This window comes from Hymenobacter coalescens (assembly GCF_054783195.1).
Window position 1 is genome coordinate 220,733 of record NZ_BAAGRA010000016.1, and the last position, 24,669, is coordinate 245,401.

Consider the following 24,669-nt stretch of genomic DNA (forward strand, 5'->3'; position numbering starts at 1 on the left):
TGACAACCACCCCATGAAGCCCTTCCTCGGTCCCGACTTTCTGCTGCAGACCGCCACGGCGCGCACGCTCTACCACGAGTACGCGCGGCAGATGCCCATCATCGACTACCACAACCACCTGCTGCCCGACCAGATTGCCGAAGACAAGCAGTTTGACAACCTGACGCAGATCTGGCTCTACGGCGACCATTACAAGTGGCGCGCCATGCGCACCAACGGCATCGATGAGCGCTACATCACGGGCGACGCGTCGGACTGGGAGAAGTTTGAGAAGTGGGCCGAAACCGTGCCCAACACCCTGCGCAACCCACTCTACCACTGGACGCACCTGGAGCTGCAGCGCTACTTCGGCGTGACGGAGCTGCTCAACCCGGAGTCGGCCCGCCGCATCTACGACCACTGCTCGGCCTTGCTGCGCACGCCCGAGTACTCGGTGCGCAACCTGCTTCGGAAGATGAACGTGCAGACCCTCTGCACCACCGACGACCCGGCCGACTCGCTGGAACACCACCGCGCCATTGCCGCCGACCCCTTCGGCGTGCAGGTGCTGCCCACCTTCCGCCCCGACAAAGCCATGTCGCCGGAAGATGCGGCCGGCTACAACGCCTATCTGGACAAGCTGGGCGCCTCGGCCGCCGTGGAAATTCTGAACTACCAGGACCTGCAAACGGCCCTGCGCGTGCGCCACGACTACTTTGCCGCCCTGGGCTGCCGCCTCTCGGACCACGGCCTGGAGCAGATCTACGCCGCCGACTACTCGGACGCCGACATCACCCGCATCTTCGCCAAGGTGCGCGGCGGCGCGACGCTGGAGCGCGCCGAAGTGCTGCAGTTTAAGTCGGCCATGCTCGTGTTCCTGGCCGAGCTGGATTGGGAGAAAGGCTGGACCCAGCAGTTCCACCTCGGTGCCCTGCGCAACAACAACGCCCGCATGCTGCGCCAACTCGGCCCCGACACGGGCTGGGATTCCATCGGCGACTTCCAGCAGGGCCCGGCGCTGTCGAAGTTCCTCGACCGGCTGGACACGCAGGACAAGCTGGCCAAGACGATTCTCTACAACCTGAACCCCGCCGACAACGAGCTGTTCGCCACCATGATCGGCAACTTTCAGGACGGCTCGGTGGCCGGCAAGATGCAGTTCGGCTCGGGCTGGTGGTTTCTCGATCAGAAGGACGGCATGGAGCGGCAGATCAACGCGCTGTCGAACATGGGCCTGCTGAGCCGCTTCGTGGGCATGCTCACCGACTCGCGCAGCTTCCTCTCGTACCCGCGCCACGAGTACTTCCGCCGTATCCTCTGCAACATGCTCGGCCACGACGTGGAAAATGGCGAGCTGCCGGCCGATATGGCGCTGCTCGGCCGCATGGTGCAGAACATCTGCCACGGCAACGCCAACGAGTACTTCGGCTTCCAGACCGTCGCCCAAACCGCCCCGGTCACGGCCGAAGCCTAAGGAAAACCCGCTCCGGCAACGTTTGTGACAACGTTGCCGGAGTTTTTATGGGGCGCAAACGATTGTTCGGCCTCCTTTCCTGCCGACCTTGTCGGTAGTCCCTTGTCCCCTCTTCACCTTGCGCCGCCCCGAGTGGCGGCGTTCTGACCCTGGCATGAAGCAAATTGTCACGTTCGGCGAAATCATGATGCGGCTCTCGCCGCCGCTGAATTACCGGCTGGAGCAGGCCGCGGACCTCGAGGTAACCTACGGCGGCGGCGACGCCAACGTGGCCGCTTCGCTGGCCTGCCTGGGCCTGCCCGCGGCTCACGTTACCTGCTTTCCCGACCACCAGCTGGGCCGCGCGGCCACGCAGCAGTTCCGCGCCTTGGGCGTGGACATGCGCCACACCGTCTACACCCCGAACACGCGTCTGGGCCTATACTTCCTCGAAGTCGGCTCCGCGCTGCGCGCCAGCACCATCGTCTACGACCGGTTCGACTCGGCCTTTGCCAAGCTGGACCCAGCCGCTTTCAACTGGGAAGAAATCCTCAAGGATGCCCAGTGGTTTCACTGGACGGGCATCACCGCCGCCGTGTCGGCCCCGGCCGCGCAGGCCTGCCGCGACGCCATCCGGGTGGCGCGCCGCCTCGGCATCACCGTGTCGGCCGACGTGAACTACCGCCGCAACCTGTGGCAGTACGGGCAGCGCGCCCAGGACGTGATGCCGGAGCTGACCGCCGGCTGCGACGTGGTGGTGTGCTCCGAAGGCGACGCGGAGGATTTGTTCGGCATTCGGGCCGATGAGGACGCCGACAACAGCTTTGCCTCCATGGCGCAGCTGCTCACCGAGCGGTTCCCGCAGATCAAGCAGGTCATGGCCACCCGGCGCAAAACCCAGAGCGCCTCGCACGAGCGCATCAAGGGCATGCTCTACGACACCGCCGAAGGCTACCTGCAGACGCAGTACTACGACATCACGCCCGTCGTGGACCGCATCGGCGGCGGCGACGCCTTTATTGCCGGCTTTGTGTACGGCAAGCTCCGGCTCAACTCGGCGCAAGCGGCCCTGAACTTCGCGACGGCCGCTTCGGCGCTGAAGCACACCATTCACGGCGACGTCAACCTCGCGACGGCCGCCGAAGTGGAGCACATCGTGGCCGGCAACACCACCGGCCGCCTGCTCCGATAACCCGTCTCACCCAGCCCACCCGAACTATGTCCTTCGCCACTGACAACGCCCCGAAACTGGCCTCCAAGGAAGTGCTGCAACGCGCGCTGGCGGCGCCGGTCATCCCGGTGTTCTACCACGCCGACGTGGAGCACGCCCAGCGCATCCTCGGCGCCTGCTACGCGGGCGGCATCCGCGTGTTTGAGTTTACCAACCGCGGCGACAACGCCTTTGAGGTGTTCACGAAGCTGCGCGCCTACGTGCGCGACAACTGCCCCGACATGCTGCTGGGCATCGGCACCATCTACAACGCCAAGGATGCGGAGGCCTTCATCCTGGCCGGCGCCGACTTTGTGGTGCAGCCCATCACCACGGCCGACGTGGCCGCCATCTGCCGCCACTACGACATTGCCTGGGTGCCCGGCGTGATGACGCTCAACGAAATTTTCCACGCCACGCGCCTCGGCGCGGACATCGTGAAAATCTTCCCCGGCAACGTGGTCGGCCCCGACTACATCAAGGCGGTGCACGGCCCCATGCCCAAGGTGAAAATCATGGTGACCGGCGGCGTGGAACCCACCACCGAGAGCCTGGCGGCCTGGTTTGGCGCCGGCGCCAGCGCGGTGGGCATGGGCTCCCAACTGTTCAAGAACTCGGACGACCTGGACGCCCTCTCCGCCCGCATTGCCGAGCTGATGGCCTTCGTTCACACCTTTAAGAAGTAGCGCCCATGCCGACGACAACCCCCACTTCGGTGAACCGCTCCGCGGGTGCCACGGCGCTCAACGGGGACACCATCGGGAAGTACCGGTGGACGATCTGTTCGCTGGTGTTTTTTGCCACCACCGTCAACTACCTCGACCGGGCGGTCATTTCGCTGCTGAAGCCCTACCTCGAAACCGAGTTTAAGTGGACCGACGCCGACTACGCCGACATTGAAATTGCCTTCAAGCTGGCCTACTCGCTGGGCATGCTGGGCGTGGGCCGCGTCATCGACAAGCTCGGCACCAAGATGGGCTACGCGCTGTCGACGTTTCTGTGGAGCCTGGCGGCCATCGGCCACGCCTTCGTGAGCAGCACGCTGGGCTTCAGCGTGGCGCGCGCCTTTTTGGGCGTGACGGAGGCCGGCAATTTCCCGGCGGCCATCAAAACCACCGCCGAGTGGTTTCCGCAGAAGGAGCGGGCCTTGGCCACGGGCATCTTCAACTCCGGCTCGAACGTGGGCGCCATCATTGCTCCGCTCACCGTGCCGTTTATCGCCGAAACCATCGGCTGGCAGTGGGCCTTCATCATCACCGGGGCCCTGGGCTTCGTGTGGCTGGCCCTTTGGTTCTGGCTCTACGAAGTGCCCGCCCGGCACGCGCGCCTCACCAAGGCCGAGTTTGAGTACATCCACAGCGACGTGGACGACATGGCAGCCGCCTCCATCGAGACGCAGCCCAAAGTGTCGTGGTTTAAGCTGCTGACCTTCCGCCAGACCTGGGCCTTCGTGCTCGGCAAGTTCCTGACGGACCCGATCTGGTGGTTTTACCTGTTCTGGTTGCCTGACTTCCTCAACAAGCAATACGGCCTGAAGGGTACCGACGTGGCCTTCCCGGTGGCGATGGTGTACGTGCTGTCGAGCATCGGCAGCGTGGGCGGCGGCTGGATTCCGCTGAACTTCATCAAGCAGGGCTGGGAGCCGTTCCGGGCCCGCAAAACCTCGATGCTGCTCATCGCGCTGTGCGTGTTCCCCATCGTGTTTGCCCAGTACCTCGGCCAGATCAACATGTGGCTGGCGGTGCTCGTCATCGGCATTGCGGCGGCAGCTCACCAGGCCTGGAGCGCCAACATCTTCACCACCGTGTCGGACATGTTCCCCAAGCGGGCTGTGGCCTCGGTGACGGGCATCGGCGGCATGGCCGGCGGCTTGGGCGGCATCCTGCTCTCGGCCCTGGTGCAGAAGCGGATGTTCGTGTACTACGAGAGCATCGGGCAGAAGGAAACGGCTTACTTCATCATGTTCCTGATCTGCGGCGGCGCGTACCTGCTGGCCTGGGTGCTGATGCACTTCCTGGCCCCGCGCATGAAGCAGATCGATATCGACAACTAGGCCGGGCGGCGGGCCGCGACGCGCATCGGCGCCGCGGCCCCCGGCTCGCCAACCAGACAGTGCTACCCCATGAAACGACTGCTTTCCCTGACCCTGGCCGCGTGGCTGATGCTTTCGCTGGCGGCCTTCACTTCCACCGGTGCCCAGTCGGGCAAGCCCTCCGGCAAAGACGTGGCGGCCGCGAAGGAAGTGGAGGCCCTGGAGCGGCAGCGCTTCGAGGCCCAGGTGAAAAAAGACTACGCCTTCCTGGAGAAGGTCTTCGCCGACGACCTGGTGTACACGCACTCCAACGGCAAGCAGAACGGCAAGACGGACTACATCCAGTCCATCCGCGACGGCAAGAGCGTGTACGACAAGATTGAGGTGGAAGCCCTGAACGTGCGCGCCTACAACGACGGCAAAGCCGCCGTGGTGAACGGCACCATCACCATCACGCAGCCCAACAAGCCCGACGGCTCGCCCAACATCGCCCACCTCAAGTATGTGGTGGTGCAGATCAAGGACGCGAAGAAAGGCTGGCAGGTGGTGCTGTGGCAGTCGCAGAAGCAGCCCGAAGCCAAAAGCTAAACGGCGGAACCCTCCGGCCTGCTCCCCGGGCCGGAAACCGAAAGACGGGGTGTGCCCGCCGGCGCTACATTGGCTGTGCAAGCTACCGGCGCGGCCGCCCTGCTCTTCCCGGACAGTAGAGTCCAGAACAGTCATGCTGAGTTAGTTGCCCATCTTGCGTGCCGGTAGCGCTGCTACCGCGCCCGCCCGGCCGACCAACTCAGCATGCTGCTTTCATGGCCACCCCCTATGGCCAGTCAACCTTCCCACGTATGAGTACTCCTTCTACCCCTGTTTCCCCCGAGAATACCATTGCCAGCCCGGTCGGTACCACGCTGGAGCGCTACATCATGCAAAAGCAGAGCGAGTTTGCCTACGCTACCGGGGAACTCTCGCAGCTGCTGCGCGACATTGCGCTGGCCGGCAAAATCATCAACCGCGAGGTAAACCGGGCGGGTTTGGCCGGCATCACCGGCGCTTACGGGCAGCAGAACGTGCAGGGCGAAGAGCAGCAGCAGCTCGACGTGGTGGCCAACATCCGCTTTATCCGGGCCCTGCGCAACGGCGGGCAGGCCTGCGCGGTGCTCTCCGAGGAGGAAGACGACATCATCCACACCGGCAACGACCAGGGCAAGTACGTGGTGGCCATCGACCCGCTCGACGGCTCGTCCAACATCAACGTGAACGTCAGCATCGGCACCATCTTCTCCATTTACCGCCGCGTCACGCCGGTGGGCTCGAAGGCCACGCGCGAAGACTTTCTGCAGGGCGGGCGGCAGCAGGTGGCCGCCGGCTACATCCTGTACGGTTCCAGCACCATGATGGTGTACACCACCGGGCATGGCGTGGCGGGCTTCACCTACGAACCGTCGTTGGGCGAGTTTTTCCTCTCGCACCCGAGCATCACCATCCCGGCCACGGGCAGCACCTTTTCCTGCAACGAGGGCTACTGGTTTCAGTACGCGGAGTGCGTGCGCACCTTCCTGATGGACTGCAAGCGCCGGGCGTACAGCGGCCGCTACGTAGGCTCGTTGGTAGCCGACTACCACCGCAACCTCTTCACCGGCGGCATTTACCTCTACCCGCCCACCAGCAAGACGCCGGCCGGCAAGCTGCGCCTGCTCTACGAGTGCTACCCGCTGGCCATGCTCATCGAGCAGGCCGGGGGCCAGGCCGCCGGTGCCGACGGGCCGGTGCTCGATGTGGTGCCCACCGACTTTCACCAGCGCAGCCCGCTCTACATCGGCTCGGCCGACATGGTAGCGGACTTTCAGGCCTGCGTGGAAGCGGCGGCCACGGTGCCCACGGCGGCTTCGGTGTAAGCAGGGCCGTGGGGTTGCTGGTACCGCTCCCAGGGGCTGCCGTGCCTTTGAAGTCAGCAAAAAGCCCTCCGCGTGAGGGCTTTTTTGTGGCCGGTAGCGGCCGGTTGCCAACTTCCGGCCGCGGAGCTGGTTGGGGAAACATGACGACCCCGCCCGACACCCGCGAGGTATGGCTGCGCGGCCCCCTGCCCGATATGCCGGCGCTGCTGCAGCCCGTGGCGCACGCCCTGCTGCAGGCCCGCGAGGAGCTACACGCCGCCCTTCACGACTTTCCCGCTGAGCTGCTGTGGCAGCGGCCCGCCGGCGTGGCTTCGGTGGGCTTTCACCTGCAGCACCTCACCGGGGTGCTCGACCGGCTGCTCACCTATGCCCGCTGCCAGCACCTGACCGAAGCCCAGCTGGCTTATCTGGCCGCTGAAGGGCAGGCCGCGGAGCAGCTTACGCCGGCCGCGCTGCTGCAAGCCTTCGATGCGCAGGTAGACCGGGCCCTGGCGCAGCTGCGCGCCACCGACCCCGCCACCCTGGCGCTGCCGCGCGGCGTGGGCCGGGCCCAGTTGCCCTCTACCATCATCGGCCTGCTTACCCACGCCGCCGAACACACCATGCGCCACCTCGGGCAGTTGCTGGTGACGGCGCGGGTGCTGCGGGCGGGCGGGCAGTAGGAGTAGAGCAGGGTGCGCGGTTACTGGGCGTCGGTATCGAAACGGCCCATGCGTCCGCTTTCGTAGTCGTCGATGGCCTGCATCAGCTCGTCGTTGGTATTCATCACGAAGGGACCGTACGTGGCCAGCGGTTCGACGATGGGCTGCCCGGCCATGATGAGCACGGTGCTGTCCTGGGAAGCGCTGAGGCGCAGGTCCGGAGCGTCCCAGCCGAGCACGACGAGCTGCTTGGTCTGCGCCGGGCGGCTGTCGTTGACCAGTACGTCGCCCTGCACCACGTACAGGCCCACGTTGTAATTGGCCGGCAGGTGCAGGGTGGTAGCGCAGCCCTCGGGCAGGTGGGCATCCAGCAGCACCAGCGGCGAGAACGTCTGCGCCGGGCCCTGGGTACCGCCGTAGTCGCCGGCAATGACGCGCAAGTAGCCCTGGCCGTCGGTGGTGGGCACGCTCGGAATCAGGGCCGCGGGCAGCTCCTGGTAGCGCGGTGGGGCCATTTTGTCCTTGGCGGGCACATTCACCCACAGCTGCAGCAGCTCCAGTACGCCGCCGCGGCGCGAAAACTCCTGCTCGTGCATCTCTTCGTGCAGCAGCCCCGCGCCGGCCGTCATCCACTGCACGTCGCCGGGGCCGAGGTGGCCGCTGTGGCCGGCCGTGTCGCGGTGGGCGAGGTAGCCCTGGTACACCACGGTCACCGTCTCGAAGCCGCGGTGGGGGTGCGGGTGCGCGCCCAGCGGCGTATCGGTGGGGTGCACGGTCATGGGTCCGGTGTGGTCGAGCAGCAGGAAGGGGCTGAGCTGGCGGATGCGCGAGCCGGGCATGGGGCTGGTCACGTCGAAGCCGTCGCCGACGAGCTTCTTGACGCCATCAATGACCTGAAAAATGCGGCGCAGGGCTGGGGGAGGAGGGGGCATAACGCAAGGAGAGTAGGAGCTGCTGGCAAAGAACCCGCGCGGCAGGGCGTTGTTTCAGCGTAGCCTTGCTGCTGCGCAACCGCCCGCCCTGAGCAACCCTCACAAGAGCACCCTGCAGCCTTAGCTAGTGGCCAAGCCGGTGCTGGGAGAGGTACCCGCACAACTAGTATTGGGTACATGGGATGCGCCACGGGGTACTCTGCGCCGCCAGCGTTTGAAAAGGCCCGCCGCTCTGTCAACAATTCCGCGTCTGGACGCATACGTGAACAAACGGCAATTTTCGCTAGCCAAGCACAGCCCGGGATATACAGGAATAGAAATAAAAGTAAGGCGGGCCACCGATGCATCAGGGTTAACGGGAGGCGGATGCCATCGGGTAACGGATGGCCAGAGCGGAGACGCGGCCACGCAGCCCAGCGGGGCGGAGAAGGGCTATCCGGCCCGCTGGGCTGTGGCAAAGCAGTGCTTATTGTCCGGTCGTGCTGCCGGAAGTGGTACCGCTGCCAGCCGTGGTGGAGCCGCTGGGCGTAGTATTGCGCGAGGTGCCGCCGTTGGCGTCGGTAATGGTGGAGCCGTTGTTGGTGGTCGTGGGGTCGGTGCCTTCGATGCTGGCGGGGCCGTCGGTGGTGCTGGCGCCGCCCTGTTCCAAGCTGTCGACGGTGCCGGGGGCGGACATGTCCTCGGTAGCGCCCGGGCTACCGCTGGCGCCGGCGTTGTCGGTATTGGCGTTGTCGGAGCCGCAGCTGGCGAGGGTGAGGGCGGTCAGGGCCAGGAAAAGCGCTTTTTTCATCGGGGTGTTGGTTAGGGTGAACTCAGAAAGAGTGAAGCGGCAGCCATGGGTTGGCATACGCAAGACGGACCACGAGCGGCCGACCGCGAGTGGGCGAGCTGGGCCGGAGCACGGTGGCTAAGCCGGGCCATGGAGGCAGCTCGGCGTGTGATAAAGCGAGGATGTGAGTACGGGTCCAGGAGCGGCACCAAGCCTTGACGCAGGCACTGGCACAGGTGGCGGGGCGCTAGGTGCGCGTTACCAACCTCGACATCTGCAAACACTTCTGGACGTGAAGACGAATCAGGCGCCAAACCAAAACCCCGCGCCGGCTTGCACCAACGCGGGGTTTCGGTTTGACCGAAGCCAACGCAATTACATGTTCTTCACAATCTCATCCCCAAACTCCGAGCACTTCAGCAGGGTAGCGCCCTCCATCAGGCGTTCGAAGTCGTAGGTGACGCGCTTGGCGCCAATGGCAGCTTCGAGGCCTTTGTAGATGAGGTCGGCGGCTTCCTGCCAGCCCATGTACTCCAGCATGAGGGCGCCGGAGAGGATAACCGAGCCGGGGTTCACCTTGTCCTGGCCGGCGTACTTGGGCGCGGTGCCGTGGGTGGCCTCGAAGATGGCGTGGCCGGTGAGGTAGTTGATGTTGGCGCCCGGCGCGATGCCGATGCCGCCCACGATGGCCGCGAGGGCGTCGGAAATGTAGTCGCCGTTCAGGTTCAGGGTGGCCACCACGTCGTAGTCGGCGGGGCGGAGCAGGATCTGCTGCAGGAAGGCGTCGGCGATGCTGTCCTTGATGAGGATTTTGCCCGAAGCCAGCTCGTTCTTCATGTGGGCATTGGCCGCGTCCTGGCCGTGCTTGGCGGCCAGCTTGTCAAATTGGGCCCAGGTGAACACCTTGTCGCCGAATTCCTTCTCGGCCAACTCGTAGCCCCAGGTTTTGAAGGCGCCCTCGGTGAACTTCATGATGTTGCCCTTGTGCACCAGCGTCACCGACTCGCGCTTGTTTTCCAGGGCGTAGTTGATGGCGGCGCGCACGAGGCGGTCGGTGCCTTCCTTGGACACCGGCTTGATGCCAAACGAGGACGTTTCGGGGAAGCGGATTTTCTTCACGCCCATCTCGTCCTGCAGGAATTCCAGCATTTTCTGGGCCTGCGGGGTGCCGTTCATGTACTCAATGCCGGCGTAGATGTCCTCGGTGTTTTCGCGGAAGATGACCATGTCGGTCAGCTCCGGCTGTTTCACCGGGGAGGGCACGCCCTCAAACCAGCGCACGGGACGCACGCAGGCGTACAGGTCCAGTTCCTGACGCAAGGCCACGTTCAGGGAACGGATGCCGCCGCCCACCGGGGTGGTCAGCGGGCCTTTGATGCCCACGAGGTATTCGCGGAAGGCATCGAGGGTATCGTTGGGAAGCCAGTTGTTGAGCTGCTTGTACGACTTTTCGCCGGCCAGTACTTCTTTCCACTCAATCTTACGTGCGCCACCGTAGGCTTTTTCGACGGCTGCGTCGAACACGCGCACCGAAGCCGCCCAAATGTCGGGACCGGTGCCGTCGCCTTCGATGAACGGAATGGTGGGGCGGTCAGGAACGTTGAGTTTGCCGTTCTTGATGGTAATCTTCTGGTCAGCCATATGATGCGTTGTCAGGAAATGACGCGGGGGTTAGTGGGTTGTGGTTGGGGTGAAACGGCCTTTTCGGGCGGGTAGTGGGACGCACCCGGGGCGAAATAGGATGCAAAGCACCGACTAAAAACGGGGGGAAACAAGTGTTTGGAAAAAATGTCGTATATGCGGGCCTCACCCCCCGACCCGCTCTCCTAAGGCAGAAGCGGAGCCTGGCGTCAGCAGGCGGGGCGGAGCTGCTTCGCTCGCGCTCCGCCGCCCCGTCGGGGCCGATTATTGGAGCTTCCGAATAGCGCGTAAAAGAGCGGCCCCAATGCGCTCAGGCGCATTGGGGCCACAATCGTTGTTGACGTCTGACTCCCCTTTCCCTTAGGAGAGAGGCCGGGGGTGAGGCACCTAGTACCCGAAGATGTCCTTCAGCGTGAGCTGCTTGACTTCGCCGTACTTGGCCAGCTCCTTGAAGTTGAGGCGGTCCTTGGAGCCGATGACCAGGATGGTCTGCGGGCGGCCTTTCACCTTGGCTTCCTGGAATTTCTTCAGGTCCGCGAGGCTCATGTTGGCCGTCTGCTCGTACACGTCGCGGCGCAGGTCGTAGTCGAGACCGAGACGACGGGCGCGCTCGTAGCTGAAGAGAATGTCCGACTTGGTGATGCGCTCCGTGGCGATGCTGTTGCGGATGCTCTGGCGGGCGATGTTGAGGTTGGCCTCGGCCATGGGCATTTCGCTGAGCAGGGCCTCCATGCCGGCCATGGCCTCGGGCAGCTTATCGGCCTGGGTGCCGATGTAGCTGAGCTGGTAGTTGGAGCGGCCGGTTTTGTCGGCGTTGGTGTAGCGCGAGGTGGCCGAGTAAGCCAGGGCCTTGGACTCGCGCAATTCCTGGAACACGATGCTGCCCATGTTGCCGCCGAAGTACTCGTTGTAGAGGCTCACCGTGGGCACCAGCGCCTTATCGTAGGCGTCGCCGCGGGCCAGGAACAGGATTTCGGCCTGCACCATGTTGAAGTCCGTCCAGTACACCTTGCGGTCCTTGAGCGGCAGCTCGGCGAAGTCCTTGGCGGGCGGGGTGGGGGTGAGCTTGGCGGGCGTTTTGTGGAGTCGGCTTAGCACATCCGGAATGAAAGGGCGGTGCATAGCCTGCTGATTTTCCGTCAGTTGTTCACCTAGTGTATGTGTAGCAACAACCTTCTGATCCAAACGCGGCCCGTAGTACAGCACGCGGTGCTGGTAGGTCAGCAGCTGCTTGGTGCGGCTGATCAGCTCCTGGGGCTTAAGCGCTTTCAGCTCCTTTTCGCTTACGATGTTGGTGAAGGGGTTCTTCGGGCCGAACTTCACGTAGTTCAGCATGGCCTGGCTCAGGATGACGTTCTTGTTGAGCTTGGCGTCCTGGCGGTTTTTCAGAATGCCGGCCACCATATTCTTCAGCGCCTGCGCGTCGGGTGTGGGGTTGGCGAGCAGCTGTTCAAACAGCTCCAGCGCCGGCTCCATGTTCTTGTCGAGGCCGGAGAGGCTCACGAACACGCGGTCGGCGCCGCTCTGCACCCCGAAGGAGCAACCCAGCTTGTAGAACTCCTGCTGCAGCTGCGCGGCCGAGTACTTGCCGGTGCCCAGGTACTGCAGGTAATCGGCCGCGAGGCCCAGCTTGGGGTCGTTGTTGGTGCCCAGGTCGAGCACGTAGTACAGCGAGAACAGGTTATTCTCGGAGTTCCGGGTGTAGTACAGCGGCAGGCCGGGCTTCAGCTCGGTTTGCTGGATATCCTTTTTATAGTCGAGGAACACCGGCTGCAGCTCGGGCGCCTGCAGGGCCACCACCTGTTTGTAGTAATCGGAGGCCGCGTCGCGGTTCACCGGCACCGGCGTAATGGCAGGCTTGATGACCTTGGGCGTGCTGGTATCCTTGCCGGTGCGCTTGTAGATGAGGGCGTAGCCGGGGCCGTAGTACTCGTTGGCCACGCGCATCACGTCGGCCTTGGTGATGTTGCCGAAGTCCTTGAACTGCTGCAAAAAGTCCTTCCAGTCTTCGCGGGCCACGAAGGCCGCCACGAAGGCGCCGGCGCGGGCCTCGTTGCTTTCGTAGCTCTTGGTGCGCTGCAGCTGCTCGTTGTTGATGATGGCCGGAATCAGCCAGTCGGGGAAGTCGCCCTTCTTCACCTTGTCGAGCTGGGCCAGCAGCAGGTCTTTCACTTGGTCGAGGCTCTGGCCCTGGCGCGGCGTGCCGTAGAGCACGTGGGTCGAGTAGTCGTTGTTGAGGTCGGCAAAGGAGGCCGCCTCCAGCACCAGCTGCTTCTGGTTCAGGTTCAGGTCGATCAGGCCGGCCTGCCCGTTGGTCAGGATCTTGTCGATCATGCGCAGCACCAGGGCGTCCGGGGTGGCCGTGCCGGGGAAGCGGAAGCCCAGCATCACGTTTTCCGCGTTCGGGCCCTTGATTTCCTTCACGATGGGGGCCGCAATCGGGTCTTCCTGGGCGGGCGTAAACGTGGGCAGCGGCTTGGGCTTCAGCTGCCCGAAATACTTGTCGACGGTGCGAATGGTCTGGTCGAAGTCCAGGTCGCCGCTCATGGCCACGGCCATGTTGTTGGGCACGTAGTATTTGTCGAAATACCGCTTAATCTCCGTAATGGAGGGGTTTTGCAGGTGCTCGATGGTGCCGATGGTGGTCTGGGTGCCGTACTCGTGCTTTTTAAATAGGCTCGCGTTCAACGCCTCAAACTCCTTGTTGAAGTCGTTGTCGAGGCCGCGGTTTTTCTCCTCGTACACGGCTTCCAGCTCGGTGTGAAACAGGCGCGGCACCAGCTCGCCGAAGCGCTCGGCCTGCACGGCGGCCCACTTTTCTACCTGGTTGGAAGGAATGTCCTCCTGGTACACCGTCTGCTCCACCGAGGTATAGGCATTGGAGCCCTTGGCCCCGATGGCGCCCATCAGCTTGTCGTACTCGTTGGCCACGGCGTACTTGGCCGCCACGCCCGAAATGGAGTCGATCTGGTGGTAGTACTTCTTGCGCAGGGCCGCGTCGCGGGTGCCGCGGTACTGCTCGTACAGCGCCTCAATCTTGGCCAGCTCGGCCTGCTCGGCGGCGAAGTCCTGCGCGCCCAGCCGGGAAGTGCCCTTGAACACCATGTGCTCCAGGTAGTGGGCTAGGCCGGTGGCGTTGTGCGGGTCGTTCTTGGAGCCGGCGCGCACGGCCACGTAGGTCTGAATGCGCGGCGCGTCGTCGTAGTCGGAGAGGTACACCGTCAGCCCGTTGTCCAGGGTGTAGATGCGCGTGTTGAGCGGGTCGCCCTCCACGGTGGTGTACTTGTACTCTTTCTCCTTGGGCGTTTCGGCCGCGGGCGTCTGCGCGGTGGGGGCCGCCGTGGCCGCCGGCTTGCTCGACTGGCATTGGGTGGTCAGCCCCAGCGCGGCCACGGCGGGCAGCAGGAGCAGGAAGGGTTTTTTCACGGATAGCAGCGGGTTCAGTAGGAGGTGAGCCAAAGGTAGCTACGCCCGAAGAACACCGACCCGCACCGCGGAGTTGCCGACTGCTCAGGCCGTGCTGCGGCCCACCATAGCTTTGAGCTTGCCCACCCAGCGCGGCTCTTCGGCCTCGTCTTCGAGCAGAAAGGCGTAGGGCTTCAGGGCCGGCACGTGGCTGCAGCCGATGCGGATGATGGCCAGCAGCGGCTCGAACAGGATCATGCCCGGAATGCCCCAGAGCAGCTCCCCGGCCACCAGCGCCACGATGGTGAAGATGGGGCTGAGGTTGAGCTGCCGGCCCATCACCACCGGCTCGATGATGTTGTTGTCGATGACCTGGGCCGCCGCCAGCACCCCCACCACCGGCAGCACCTGCCCCGAGGAGGAGCCAACCAGAGCCATGGTCAGCGGAAACAGCGCCCCGATGTAGGCCCCGATGTAAGGAATCAGGGTGGGCAAGACGGCCACCACGGCCAGCAGCAGGGCATTTTTTAGCCCGAAGACGGTGAAGCCCACGGCATAAAACACGGCCAGAAACAGCATAGACAGCAGGCGGCCGGTGAGGTATTGGGCTGCCACGCGCCGCATTTGGTTGAGCATCTGACCCATTTCCCCGCGCTGGCCTTCAGGGGCGAGCTGCAGGAAAAACTCCCGGATTTTGGCCCGGCCCCAGAGCAGAAAAAACAAGTACAGCAGCGTCAGCACCAGGGCGCTCAGCAAGCCGCCGAGGCCTTTCAGGGAGGTAGTCAGGTAGCGGTTGGCCGACTGCCCGAAGCTCCTGATCTGCTTTTCCACGAAGCGGATCTGCTCCTGCGGGGCCACGCCGAAGCGTTGCTCAATGAACTGCTGCCCTTGTTGCAGGAGTTGTTGCAGCTTCTGCTGGATTTGGGGCAGCTGCTCGGAAATATTAGCCGCCTGCGCCCCCACCACCCAGATGCAGCCGCCCAGGAAGGCCAGCAGCAAAAGCAAACACAGCAGGGCCGACCCCACGCGCCCCAAATGCCGCCGCTCCAACCAGCCGGCCACCGGGGCCAGCAACATGGCCAGCACCGCCGCAAAAGCCAGCGGAACCAGAAAAGAGCGGCCGAAATACAGGACTAGGGCGCTCAGCACGAGCAACAGCAGCACCTGGTTGGTGCGCGTCAGGGAGGCGTTTCGCATAGCGGGGAAGCTGGGAGGCTTCTTCTACGCGAACCGGCCCGCCAACGGTGCGGCTCGTGTCCAGCTGGACACGAGCCGCACCGTTGGCGGGCCGTGGTGAGTAGGCTCTTGGGGTTAAAAGTCCGTGTCCAGGCCCAGCCGCTGCTTCAGGTCGTTCAGCACCGGAAACTTCTGGGCCAGGTACTCGAAGCGGTCCGACGAAGTGTAGAGGCGCATGCCGTCCTGCACCTGCTCGGTCACCATCGTTTGAATGGTGAGGGAGCGGTAGCCCGTGCGCCGCCGCAGCTCGGTGATGAATTCGGGTTTGAGCGCGTTGAACTGATCGAGTTGCACGGTATTCTCCAGCTGCAGCCGGATGACGTGCTGCTCGTCGGCCTGAATGGGGCGATTCAGGATGGTGAACTCGCTCATGCTGATTTGCTTGCGCGCCTCCGCCAGCTCGCGCCACACCCGCTGCAGCACGCTCTGATCGATGCTGCCGGTGACAGGCGCAGCGGCTTCTTCCTCTAGCACGGCGGTGGCGGTTTCCTGCCGCTGCGTAGCCTGGGTTTTCAGGGCTTGAATGTTCAGCTTCGGAATAACCAGGGGCTTGGCCGTAGGCCGGGCGCTGCCGGGCGGCGGGCTCAGCGGATCGGCGGTGGCCACCACCGGGCGGTTGCCGGGCTCGTGGCCGGCCACGCTCGGGCGCCCGGTTTCCACGTGCGGCAGCGTATCCACCAACTGACGCCGCGTAGAAGGGCGCTCCTCCGGCTCGGTTTCGATGCTGGGCGTCGGGTGCAGTTCCTCCACGCCGCTCTGCACGGGCACGAGGGGCTCGGGGGCGGCCGGCGCATGGGCCAGCGGCTGAGCGGCAGGGGCCGGCTGCGGCGCGCGCACCGCCGGGGCAGCTCCGGGAGAAACGGGTCCGGAGGGTGCCGGCGGCGCGCTGTGGCCGTTGGCCGACGCTACTGGATCAGTTTTTTTTTTAGCCTCGCCGTTGTCCGACGATGCCCGCTGCACTCCGGTCCCGGCTACCAGGTCCTGCGTCAGCTGGACGGCGTTGCGCAGGTAGGCCAGCTTCATGAGCATTAGCTCCACGTGCAGGCGCTGGTTTTTGGCGGCTTTGAAGTCCCGGTCGCACTGGCTGAGCAGGTTCAGGCCGGTCACCAGGAAGCTCAGCGGGGCCTGCCGGGCCTGGTCGGCGTAGCGCTGGCGCAGCCCCTCGGATACTTCCAGCAACTGCACCGTCTGCGGGTCCTTGCACACCAGCAGCCCGCGCAGGTGCTCGGCCGTGCCAATGACGAACTGGTGCAAATCGAAGCCGTTCTGCACCACTTCGTCGAGCAGCAGCAGCGTCTGACTCAGGTCTTGGCGCAGGCAGTAGTCGGTCAGGCGGAAGTAGTACTCGTAGTCGAGCACGTGCAGGTTCTGCACCACCGCGCGGTAGCTCAGCTGGTGGCCCGAGAAAGTCACCATCTGGTCGAAGATGCTCAGCGCGTCGCGCAGGCCGCCGTCGGCTTTCTGGGCAATCAGGTGCAGCGCATCCTCTTCGGCCGTCACCTGCTCCTGCCCCGAAATGTAGCCGAGGTGCCCCACGATGTCGTCGAGCTTGATGCGGTTGAAGTCGAAGATCTGGCAGCGCGACAGAATCGTCGGAATGATCTTGTGCCGCTCCGTCGTGGCCAGAATGAAGATGGCGTAGCCCGGCGGCTCCTCCAGCGTCTTCAGAAAGGCGTTGAAGGCCGCGTTGGAGAGCATGTGCACCTCGTCGATGATGTACACCTTGTAGCGGCCCTGCTGCGGGGCGTAGCGCACCTGCTCCACCAGGGAGCGGATGTCTTCCACCGAGTTGTTGGAGGCCGCGTCCAGCTCGTGCACGTTGAACGAGGCACTCTGGTTGAAGGCCCGGCAGGAGTCGCAGGTGTCGCAAGCCTCGGCCTCGGGGGTGAGGTTGGTGCAGTTGATGGTCTTGGCCAGGATGCGGGCGCAAGTGGTCTTGCCCACGCCGCGCGGGCCGCAAAACAGGAAGGCCTGGGCCAGGTGGCCGGTTACGATGGCGTTTTGCAGCGTGGTGGTCACGTGCTGCTGGCCCACCACGCTGCGGAACGTGGCCGGGCGGTACTTCCGGGCCGAAACGACGAAATTTTCCATGCTCTCTTCCTGCAAAGATACCCTGAAAAGGCCGGCTTTGGAAGGAAAGTTCGAGACCCGGCTGAGCTGCCAGCCCTTATTGAGGCTTTCGCCGCCAACCGCCTGAACCGCTGCTGGATGCCCAAAGTGAGTTGGGTTTATTTGTTGATTTATCAATTATTATTTGTATTATAATTTAACATCCCCTATATTATAGGTGTCTTCACCAATGGTGCCGACGCCTCACTAATTGCCTGACCAATTCCCACTTAACCCCTTTGCCATGCGATACGCTTACTCCCGTTCCACTTGGTTATTCCTGGCATACGTCCTGCTGACGTTTTACTGCCTAGGCGCCGCTATCTTCAACGAGCTGGCCGAATACCGCTCCTGGGCCGATACCAGCGCTTACCTGAGCGCCGCGGACGTGGCTGCCTGGCAGATGGCCACACCCGAAGACAACGCCACGTTGCTCTTCAATGTGCCTTACCTGCTGCTCACGGCCCTAGTGCTGGCCCTGTTTCGCTTCCTGCCGACTTCGGTGCCCCGCGCCGCGCTCTGGGCCGTGCTGGCCTGCCACGTAGCCGTGTGGGGCCTGCTGTTGCTGGCCCGCCTACCGCTGCAAGCCGAGCTTTCCCCGACTCTGCTGAGCCTGCTCGTGTACAGCGACCTGGTGCGCAAGCTAACGCTGGTCGTTGAAGCCTTCCTTGCGGCCTACATGGCCTACCGAGCTTTCTGGCCCGGCCACGACAACCTGCCGCGCCCGACCATGCGCAAAACGCCTGCCCTGGGCTAGCCTTTGTAGGCTAAAAAGTTTCGCGGCGGCCCTAGCAATAGGGTTGCCGCGAAACTTTTTAGCCCCTTTACCCCGTTATTGCTTTGGTTGTGATACCTTCGCAGCTCGCTCCACCGTGGAGCGTCGTTCTTATACAACTGGGGCTGACCGGAATTGACAGCTTGCGCAGGTCGCGAGTAAGCGTGTCGGGAGTTGGACGAATCTCCCGCTAAAAAATCATCCGAAAAACAACTGGCGACTACTCGTACGCCATGGCTGCCTAGTCTAGGTACTAAGCATTAGCCATCATCCCGCATCCGTCTTCCTTTTCACGGGTGAGTTCGGGGTGTCGAAAGTATTAGGATAGTCTGGGTGGCGCTGCGACGCCCAGGCGAAACTCTAGCAGATAAGGGTAACCCATAGGCCTGATGTGCGCCTCGGTTGCTTCGAAAATGCAAGCATAGCTACACACGTAGAAGGCTCGTCGCTCTCCTTGTCTGGACCAGGGTTCGACTCCCTGCAGCTCCACTTAAAAGCCGCTTGCGTGCAGCAAGCGGCTTTTTTTGTCACTAGCCCTGCCGTTGACGGAGCGCTAGCGCTCCGTCAACGGCAGACGGCTCGCCCACTTGGCGAAAGCAAAGGCCGTGCTGCCCGCTGGCATACACACGCTGAAGAAGCTGCCGCACGCGCCCTGCGAGGATTGCGGGTCACTTCGCAAACGAAGCAGCTGAACGTGATGGGCGACTGCGGCGGTAGGCCATAAGGCTGCTTGGGCTTGTATAAATACAAGGTGCTTTGAACTATACAAGGGATAACATGACAACAGTCAGCTCATAATGGCTGTTTATTAATAGTAATATATAATTATTGTTGAATAATTTTGGGCGCTATTGACTATGAGCTGTAGTTGCTCATTTCCGCGCTTTTTACATCCTCTTGCATGACACACCTCTTACCTCCGCTACCTGGGCCATTTGTGCGCGCCGGTCAACGTTACCTGAGTCGGCTGCTGGTTGTCGGCGGACTGTGTTTGCCAGCCGGTACCGCGTTGGCACAGTTGGGCAACAGTGCCGCCGCCATCACCGTGCCCGGCACCATCATCAACGATTACACATCCCTCACGGCGGATGCGGCCGCTGGAACTTCGAGCCTGAGCGTGGCCAGCAACGTGCTGAACACTAGCAACCGCTTCGGCGCGGTACTGGGAGCCCAGGATTTACTCCTGATCATTCAGATGCAGGGAGCCGGTATGGATGTAAGCGACACCAACGCTTACGGCAATGTGGGCGCTTACAACAGCGCCGGACGCTACGAAATCGTAGAAGTGGCTTCGGTGAGCGGCACGGGTACCATCAACCTAAGCTGCTCGCTTCAGAACAGCTACGCCGTCAACGGGCGGGTGCAGGTAGTGCGCATTCCGCGCTACTTGGCGCTGACCATCAACGCTGGGGCCTCGGTAACGGCGCCGGCCTGGAACGGCAGCACCGGTGGGGTGGTGGCTGCCCGGGTGCAGGGCAACACCGTCATCAACGGCACCATTGATGTGTCCGGGCTTGGTTTTCGCGGCGGTGCCGTCGATAACAGCTCCGACGATGCCAGCGTAAATGTGACGGACTACCGTGGCGGCAACCCCACTTTCGGCGGGGAAAAAGGCGAGAGCATCGTCGGCTACCAAACGGTATATGACGGCGGCGGCGGCCGCTTCGGGCGCGGGGCTCCGGCCAACGGCGGCGGCGGCGGCAATTCGCACAACGCGGCCGGTGGCGGCGGGGCCAACGCCGGCCTGGGTGCCTGGACCGGCACGGGCCTGCCCAACCGCGGCGCCAACAACGTCTTCGATGCGGCCTGGAACCTGGAAAGCCTGAACTTTGCCACTTCCACCTCCTCTGGCGGCGGGCGCGGCGGCTACTCCTACGCCAGCAACAACGGCAACGCCCTCACCCAAGGGCCGGGGAACAGCGCTTGGGGCGGCAACCAGCGCCGCAACGGCGGAGGGCTGGGCGGCCGGCCACTTGATACCCGCGGGCGCCTGTTCTTCGGCGGCGGCGGCGGCGCCGGGGATGGCAACAACAGCGGCGCCACCTCGGGCGGCAACGGTGGGGGGCTGATTCTGCTGCTCGCGGCCGGCAACGTATCGGGAACGGGCAGCCTGGTGGCCAACGGCGGCAGCGGTTCGCGCGCCGGCGGCATCACCACTGCTAACGGCCAAGATGCAGGCGGTGGCGGCGGCGGCGGTGGCACCATCGTGCTCAACGTTGAGGGTACTATCACCTCCGTAACGGCCACCGCAACGGGCGGAACCGGTAACTCGCAGGCGGCCACCGGCACCGAATCGGAAGGGCCGGGCGGCGGCGGCGGGGGCGGCCTGCTGCTCTTCACCAACGCGGGCACGGGCTTCAACGGCTTCGTCAGCGGTGGGGCCAATGGGACTACTAGTTCGCCCTCGCTTACGGAATTTCCGCAGAACGGGGCCACGGCCGGCGCCAACGGGCTGGTGCGCTCCTTTCTGTACAACCCGCAGTGCGCCGCGGCCGACGTGACGACCACTATTGCGGCCAGCGGCACCACCTTCTTCGCCGGGCAGCCCGGCGGCTTCGACGTGACGTTCCGCAATACCAGCACCACTATTGGGGCTAACGACGTCATTGCCCAAGTGCAACTGCCCGCGGGCCTCAGCAACGTGAGCGTGAGCAATGGGGGAACCTACGATGTGGCCACAGGCATAGTGAGCTACCCTGCCGTGCTGAGCCTGTTGCCGGGGCAAATAGTTTCCTCTTTTATCTCCTTCACCAACCCCGTTACGGCTTTGGTGACGGCCAGTAGCCGCATTGAAACCACCACGGCACAGGGTTTCAGCCCGAATACGAACCCCAATCCGGACCAAGCCTCGGCTTCACTGGTGATAACGTCCCTGGCTGACGTGACAACTTCGCTCAGCGGACCTGCGGCCGCCGACCGCAACGACCTTTCGGGCACGTACACGGCCACATTTACCAACAACGGCCCTTCCACTGCTGCGGACGTCGCACAAACGGTGACGCTGCCAGCCGGCGCGACGGTGACGGCCGCCCAGCTGCCTGCCGGGGCCACTGTCAGCACCCAAGGCACGGGCGCCAGCGCGGTGCGCACCATCAATTTCGGCACGGCGGCTTCGCTGGCCGCCGGCGCGAGCAATTCGTTTGGATTCTCCTTTACAACTCCCAACGTCAACGGGAACGTCAACCTGACCAGCAGCACCGGCACCAGCACCCGGCAAGACGCGAGCAACCCCGCCGGACCGGGGGCTAGCCCCGACAGTTTTACGCTGCCCATTAACCTGACCAACACCGCCTCCGACCTCTCGGTAACGGTAGCGGCTTCGGCTGCGGCGGTGCTGGCGGGCCAGCCGGGGCAGTTCACCGTGACCTTCGCCAACAACGGCAGCAACTCCGGCAGCACAACCGGGCAAGTGCAGCTTCCGGCCGGTCTGACCATTGGGGCGAACCTCTCAGCGGGCTGGACCTACAACCCCGCTACCGGCCTGGTAACCTTCACGGCGGGCTCCTTTGCGCTGAACACTGGCGCCACGCGCACGTTGGTTATTCCGTTTACGGCTCCTGTTTCGGGCACTGTAACGGCTACGGCTACCATCAACTCCAGCTCGGTATTCGATAACAACCAGGCCAACAACACGGCCAGCGCGGGCATCGACATCACCCCGGCGGCCGACCTGCAAACCACGCTGAGCGGTCCGCTGACGGCCGATGCCGGAACGACGGTCAACTACACCGCGACCGTTACCAACCTCGGGCCGGCCACGGCCACGGGCATCAACACCACGGTGCAGTTGGTGCGCGGCCTCTTCAACGTCACGGGCGGCAGCTACAACTTCGACACGGGGCTGCTGACCCTGGCCCCGAACCAGACGCTGAGCAACGGCGAAAGCCAGAGCTTCCTCATCTCGTTCAGCCTGCCCAACAACAACCAGCCGGTCGACGGCCGGGCCAGCAGCACGGCCTCTACGGCCGATGCCGTGGCCTCCAACAACAACGGCACGGCCAGCACGGCGGCCGTCCTGACGGCCGTGGTCCTTCCGCAGGGCGCCTGCGCCGGGACTACGCCCAGCGCGCAAGCAGCCACGCAAGGCCTGTTTGCGGAGTACTACAATGCTTATCACGCCGAAAACGTATCCACGTTCTTCAGCACCCGCACGGCCAACCTGACGCGCACCGAAGGCCGGTTGGACTTCGGCAGCACAACCTGGGGCAACATCGTCTCCGCCATCGGCAACGGCACGGCTTCGGACCCGAACCAGTACACGGCCCGCATGCAAGGCGTCATCACCATTGCGACCGGCGGTACTTACACCTTTACCCTGCTCAGCGACGACGGCTCGTACCTGTGGCTGGGCAACGTGGCCCGCGAAACGCCGCTGTCCATCAGCCGCGCTACCGTCAACAACGGCGGCCAGCACGCCGCGCAGACCGCCTCCAACACCCTGCAACTGGCAGCGGGCTCGTATCCGCTCGTGCTGGTCTTCGGCGAAGCAGGCGGCAGCAACGTGCTCACACTTACGTATTCGGGGCCCGATACGGGCGGTAGCAGCGTGGTGGTGCCCCAGTCCGTGCTGTGCTCGAACCGCTTGGCCGAAACGCCGCTACCCGTCACGCTGACCCGCTTCGAGGCCAAAGCCCGCGGCAACGACGCTCGCCTGACGTGGGAAACAGCCCAGGAAAAAAATAACCGGGGATTCGTGGTAGAGCGCTCCACCGACGGCCGCCGCTTCGAGGCGGTGGGCGAGGTGGCCGGGCACGGCACCACCGCCGTGGCCCAGCGCTACTCCTACACCGATGCCGGCGCGGCGCGCTTCGGGGGCACGGTGTACTACCGCCTCCAGCAACTCGACACCGACGGCACGGCTACCTACACGCCGGTGCAGGCCGTGGACTTTGGCCAGTTGAGCGAGCCGCTGCTCTATCCCAATCCCACGACCGAGCACCTGCAGGTGCGCTTGCCGGCCGCTAGCAGCCCGCTGGTCGGCCTGGCGGTGTACTCTACTCTGGGCCAATTGCTGCTTCACCAAGAGGCCGCGCCGCGCCTGGAGGCCAAGCTGAACGTGAGCACGCTGCCCTCGGGGACGTACCTGCTGCGCCTGCGCCTAGCCAACGGCCAGACGCTGATCCGCCGCTTCGTGAAGCAATAGGCGAGTCGCCAGCCACTGTGAAAAAGCCGCTTCCGGGTTCGGAAGCGGCTTTTCTGCGTTTAAATGGTCTGGGCTTCGGGCAAATTTCTACCTTCGTCGCTCTCCCTTTTCTCCCTCCCACCCCATGAAAGTAAAAGAACTCCGCAAGCAGGCTCAGCCCAACGGGCAGCCGCTGAAGCCCGAAAGCCTGATGATGAGCTACGGCTTCAACCCCGAATGGAGCGAAGGCGCCATCAAGTGCCCGATTTTCCAGACTTCGACCTTCGTGTTCAAGAACGCGGAGGAGGGCAAAGCCTTCTTCGAGCTGGCCTACGGCCTGCGCCAGCCCGCGCCCGAAGAAGAAATGGGCCTGATTTACTCGCGCCTCAACAACCCCTCACTGGAAATCCTGGAGGACCGGCTCACGCTCTGGGACGGCGCCGAGGACGCGGCCACTTTCGCCTCGGGCATGGCCGCCATCAGCACCTCGCTGCTGGCCCTGCTCAAGCCCGGCGACGTGGTGCTGCACTCCGAGCCCGTGTACGGCGGCACCGATTTCTTCCTCAAAAACGTGCTGCCGCGCTTCGGCATCACGGCGGAAGGCTTTTCGCCTACCTTGCCGGCTGAGGAGCTGGTGGCCCGCGCCGCCGCGCTGGGCGACAAGCTGGCCGTGCTCTACGTAGAAACGCCCGCCAACCCCACCAACCACCTCGTAGACCTTGACGCCTGCGTGGCCGCCGCCCGCCGGGCCGGCACCGCCGAGCGGCCCTGCCGCGTGGTCGTGGACAACACCTTCCTGGGCCCCGTATTCCAGCACCCGCTCAAGCACGGCGCCGATCTGGTTATCTACTCCGCCACCAAGTTCCTGGGTGGGCACTCCGATTTGATTGCCGGTGCGGCTTTGGGCTCCAAGGCGCTGATGAAGGAAGTGCGGGCCATGCGCACCTTCATGGGCTCGATGTGCGACCCGAACACCGGCTGGATGCTCATGCGCAGCCTCGAAACGCTGAAGCTGCGCATGGAGCGGGCCGCTCACTCTGCCCAGATCATTGCCGACTGGCTGCGGGAGCACCCGCAGGTAACGCGCACCTACTACCTCGGCCACCTGGAGCACGATTCCGCGCAGCAGGACATCTACCAGCGCCAGTGCCTCTCGCCTGGCTCCATGATTTCCTTCGACATCCGCGGCGGCGAGGCCGAGGCCTTTGCCTTTCTGAACCGCTTGCAGCTCATCAAGCTGGCCGTAAGCCTGGGCGGCACCGAAAGCCTAGCCGAGCACCCCGCTACCATGACGCACTCCGACATCGAGCCGGCCACCCAGCGCGAAATGGGCATCACCAGCAGCATGGTGCGCCTGAGCATCGGCGTGGAGGATCCACAGGACCTGATGGCCGATCTGGCCCAGGCTTTCGGCGACCTGACCGAAGTGGAACAAGAAGCGGCCGCGCACTACGACGCGGTGATTTAACGTCGCCG

The 24,669-nt window shown here is 64.0% G+C and carries 16 protein-coding genes and 1 other RNA gene; 11 read left to right on the forward strand and 6 right to left on the reverse strand.

All coding sequences use genetic code 11. The features are described 5' to 3' along the window. Positions 1-13: 13 nt before the first annotated feature. The 7 genes from uxaC to ACYVKQ_RS12375 all read left to right on the forward strand — a co-directional run bounded on the left by uxaC (position 14) and on the right by ACYVKQ_RS12375 (position 7,225). Positions 14-1,453: a glucuronate isomerase gene (gene uxaC, locus ACYVKQ_RS12345; RefSeq protein ID WP_460675644.1), complete on the forward strand. Its 1,440-nt coding sequence runs from the start codon at positions 14-16 to the stop codon at positions 1,451-1,453. A 154-nt stretch (positions 1,454-1,607) separates the two neighbouring features. Then, entirely contained in the window at positions 1,608-2,624 is a 1,017-nt protein-coding gene (locus ACYVKQ_RS12350) for a PfkB family carbohydrate kinase (RefSeq protein ID WP_460675645.1), read from the forward strand. Positions 2,625-2,650: 26 nt separating this feature from the next. Beyond that, a complete protein-coding gene (locus ACYVKQ_RS12355; protein WP_460675646.1) occupies positions 2,651-3,328 on the forward strand; it encodes a beta/alpha barrel domain-containing protein in 678 nt (225 codons plus the stop codon). A 5-nt stretch (positions 3,329-3,333) separates the two neighbouring features. Then, a complete protein-coding gene (locus ACYVKQ_RS12360) occupies positions 3,334-4,695 on the forward strand; it encodes an MFS transporter (RefSeq protein WP_460675647.1) in 1,362 nt (453 codons plus the stop codon). A gap of 69 nt (positions 4,696-4,764) precedes the next feature. After that, positions 4,765-5,262: a nuclear transport factor 2 family protein gene (locus ACYVKQ_RS12365; protein WP_460675648.1), complete on the forward strand. Its 498-nt coding sequence runs from the start codon at positions 4,765-4,767 to the stop codon at positions 5,260-5,262. Positions 5,263-5,513: 251 nt separating this feature from the next. Further along, a complete protein-coding gene (gene fbp, locus ACYVKQ_RS12370; protein WP_460675649.1) occupies positions 5,514-6,563 on the forward strand; it encodes a class 1 fructose-bisphosphatase in 1,050 nt (349 codons plus the stop codon). 140 nt (positions 6,564-6,703) lie between these two features. Next, positions 6,704-7,225, forward strand: coding sequence for a DinB family protein (locus ACYVKQ_RS12375; protein ID WP_460675650.1), 522 nt, complete (start codon positions 6,704-6,706; stop codon positions 7,223-7,225). Positions 7,226-7,245: 20 nt separating this feature from the next. Here the strand turns inward: ACYVKQ_RS12375 and ACYVKQ_RS12380 are convergent, their stop codons facing one another. From ACYVKQ_RS12380 to ACYVKQ_RS12405, 6 genes are all read right to left on the reverse strand, one after another. Then, positions 7,246-8,136, reverse strand: coding sequence for a pirin family protein (locus ACYVKQ_RS12380; protein WP_460675651.1), 891 nt, complete (start codon positions 8,134-8,136; stop codon positions 7,246-7,248). Positions 8,137-8,602: 466 nt separating this feature from the next. Then, positions 8,603-8,926, reverse strand: a complete 324-nt coding sequence (locus ACYVKQ_RS12385; protein ID WP_460675652.1) for a hypothetical protein — start codon at positions 8,924-8,926, stop codon at positions 8,603-8,605. Positions 8,927-9,280: 354 nt separating this feature from the next. After that, positions 9,281-10,546, reverse strand: coding sequence for an NADP-dependent isocitrate dehydrogenase (icd, locus tag ACYVKQ_RS12390; protein WP_460675653.1), 1,266 nt, complete (start codon positions 10,544-10,546; stop codon positions 9,281-9,283). 387 nt (positions 10,547-10,933) lie between these two features. Then, a complete protein-coding gene (locus tag ACYVKQ_RS12395; RefSeq protein WP_460675654.1) occupies positions 10,934-13,972 on the reverse strand; it encodes a M16 family metallopeptidase in 3,039 nt (1,012 codons plus the stop codon). Positions 13,973-14,056: 84 nt separating this feature from the next. Further along, entirely contained in the window at positions 14,057-15,148 is a 1,092-nt protein-coding gene (locus ACYVKQ_RS12400; protein ID WP_460675655.1) for an AI-2E family transporter, read from the reverse strand. 114 nt (positions 15,149-15,262) lie between these two features. Beyond that, positions 15,263-17,278 (reverse strand): DNA polymerase III subunit gamma/tau, encoded by a 2,016-nt coding sequence (locus tag ACYVKQ_RS12405; RefSeq protein ID WP_460675656.1) that lies wholly within the window; start codon positions 17,276-17,278, stop codon positions 15,263-15,265. A 262-nt stretch (positions 17,279-17,540) separates the two neighbouring features. On the opposite strand from ACYVKQ_RS12405, the gene ACYVKQ_RS12410 reads away from it, so the two are divergent. From ACYVKQ_RS12410 to ACYVKQ_RS12425, 4 genes are all read left to right on the forward strand, one after another. Next, a complete protein-coding gene (locus ACYVKQ_RS12410; RefSeq protein WP_460675657.1) occupies positions 17,541-18,053 on the forward strand; it encodes a hypothetical protein in 513 nt (170 codons plus the stop codon). A gap of 139 nt (positions 18,054-18,192) precedes the next feature. Continuing rightward, positions 18,193-18,563, forward strand: a transfer-messenger RNA (tmRNA) gene (gene ssrA / locus ACYVKQ_RS12415). Between the two features lie 409 nt (positions 18,564-18,972). Further along, positions 18,973-23,214, forward strand: coding sequence for a T9SS type A sorting domain-containing protein (locus tag ACYVKQ_RS12420; protein ID WP_460675658.1), 4,242 nt, complete (start codon positions 18,973-18,975; stop codon positions 23,212-23,214). A 124-nt stretch (positions 23,215-23,338) separates the two neighbouring features. Further along, positions 23,339-24,661, forward strand: a complete 1,323-nt coding sequence (locus tag ACYVKQ_RS12425; RefSeq protein WP_460675659.1) for a cystathionine gamma-synthase family protein — start codon at positions 23,339-23,341, stop codon at positions 24,659-24,661. Positions 24,662-24,669: the final 8 nt, after the last annotated feature.

What these genes read in the sequence shown, in the direction of transcription:
- uxaC (WP_460675644.1), top strand. Translation starts at nt 14, where the DNA reads ATGAAGCCCTTCCTCGGTCCCGACTTTCTGCTGCAGACCGCCACGGCG.
- ACYVKQ_RS12350 (WP_460675645.1), top strand. Translation starts at nt 1,608, where the DNA reads ATGAAGCAAATTGTCACGTTCGGCGAAATCATGATGCGGCTCTCGCCG.
- ACYVKQ_RS12355 (WP_460675646.1), top strand. Translation starts at nt 2,651, where the DNA reads ATGTCCTTCGCCACTGACAACGCCCCGAAACTGGCCTCCAAGGAAGTG.
- ACYVKQ_RS12360 (WP_460675647.1), top strand. Translation starts at nt 3,334, where the DNA reads ATGCCGACGACAACCCCCACTTCGGTGAACCGCTCCGCGGGTGCCACG.
- ACYVKQ_RS12365 (WP_460675648.1), top strand. Translation starts at nt 4,765, where the DNA reads ATGAAACGACTGCTTTCCCTGACCCTGGCCGCGTGGCTGATGCTTTCG.
- fbp (WP_460675649.1), top strand. Translation starts at nt 5,514, where the DNA reads ATGAGTACTCCTTCTACCCCTGTTTCCCCCGAGAATACCATTGCCAGC.
- ACYVKQ_RS12375 (WP_460675650.1), top strand. Translation starts at nt 6,704, where the DNA reads ATGACGACCCCGCCCGACACCCGCGAGGTATGGCTGCGCGGCCCCCTG.
- ACYVKQ_RS12380 (WP_460675651.1), bottom strand. Translation starts at nt 8,136, where the DNA reads ATGCCCCCTCCTCCCCCAGCCCTGCGCCGCATTTTTCAGGTCATTGAT.
- ACYVKQ_RS12385 (WP_460675652.1), bottom strand. Translation starts at nt 8,926, where the DNA reads ATGAAAAAAGCGCTTTTCCTGGCCCTGACCGCCCTCACCCTCGCCAGC.
- icd (WP_460675653.1), bottom strand. Translation starts at nt 10,546, where the DNA reads ATGGCTGACCAGAAGATTACCATCAAGAACGGCAAACTCAACGTTCCT.
- ACYVKQ_RS12400 (WP_460675655.1), bottom strand. Translation starts at nt 15,148, where the DNA reads ATGCGAAACGCCTCCCTGACGCGCACCAACCAGGTGCTGCTGTTGCTC.
- ACYVKQ_RS12405 (WP_460675656.1), bottom strand. Translation starts at nt 17,278, where the DNA reads ATGGAAAATTTCGTCGTTTCGGCCCGGAAGTACCGCCCGGCCACGTTC.
- ACYVKQ_RS12410 (WP_460675657.1), top strand. Translation starts at nt 17,541, where the DNA reads ATGCGATACGCTTACTCCCGTTCCACTTGGTTATTCCTGGCATACGTC.
- ACYVKQ_RS12420 (WP_460675658.1), top strand. Translation starts at nt 18,973, where the DNA reads ATGACACACCTCTTACCTCCGCTACCTGGGCCATTTGTGCGCGCCGGT.
- ACYVKQ_RS12425 (WP_460675659.1), top strand. Translation starts at nt 23,339, where the DNA reads ATGAAAGTAAAAGAACTCCGCAAGCAGGCTCAGCCCAACGGGCAGCCG.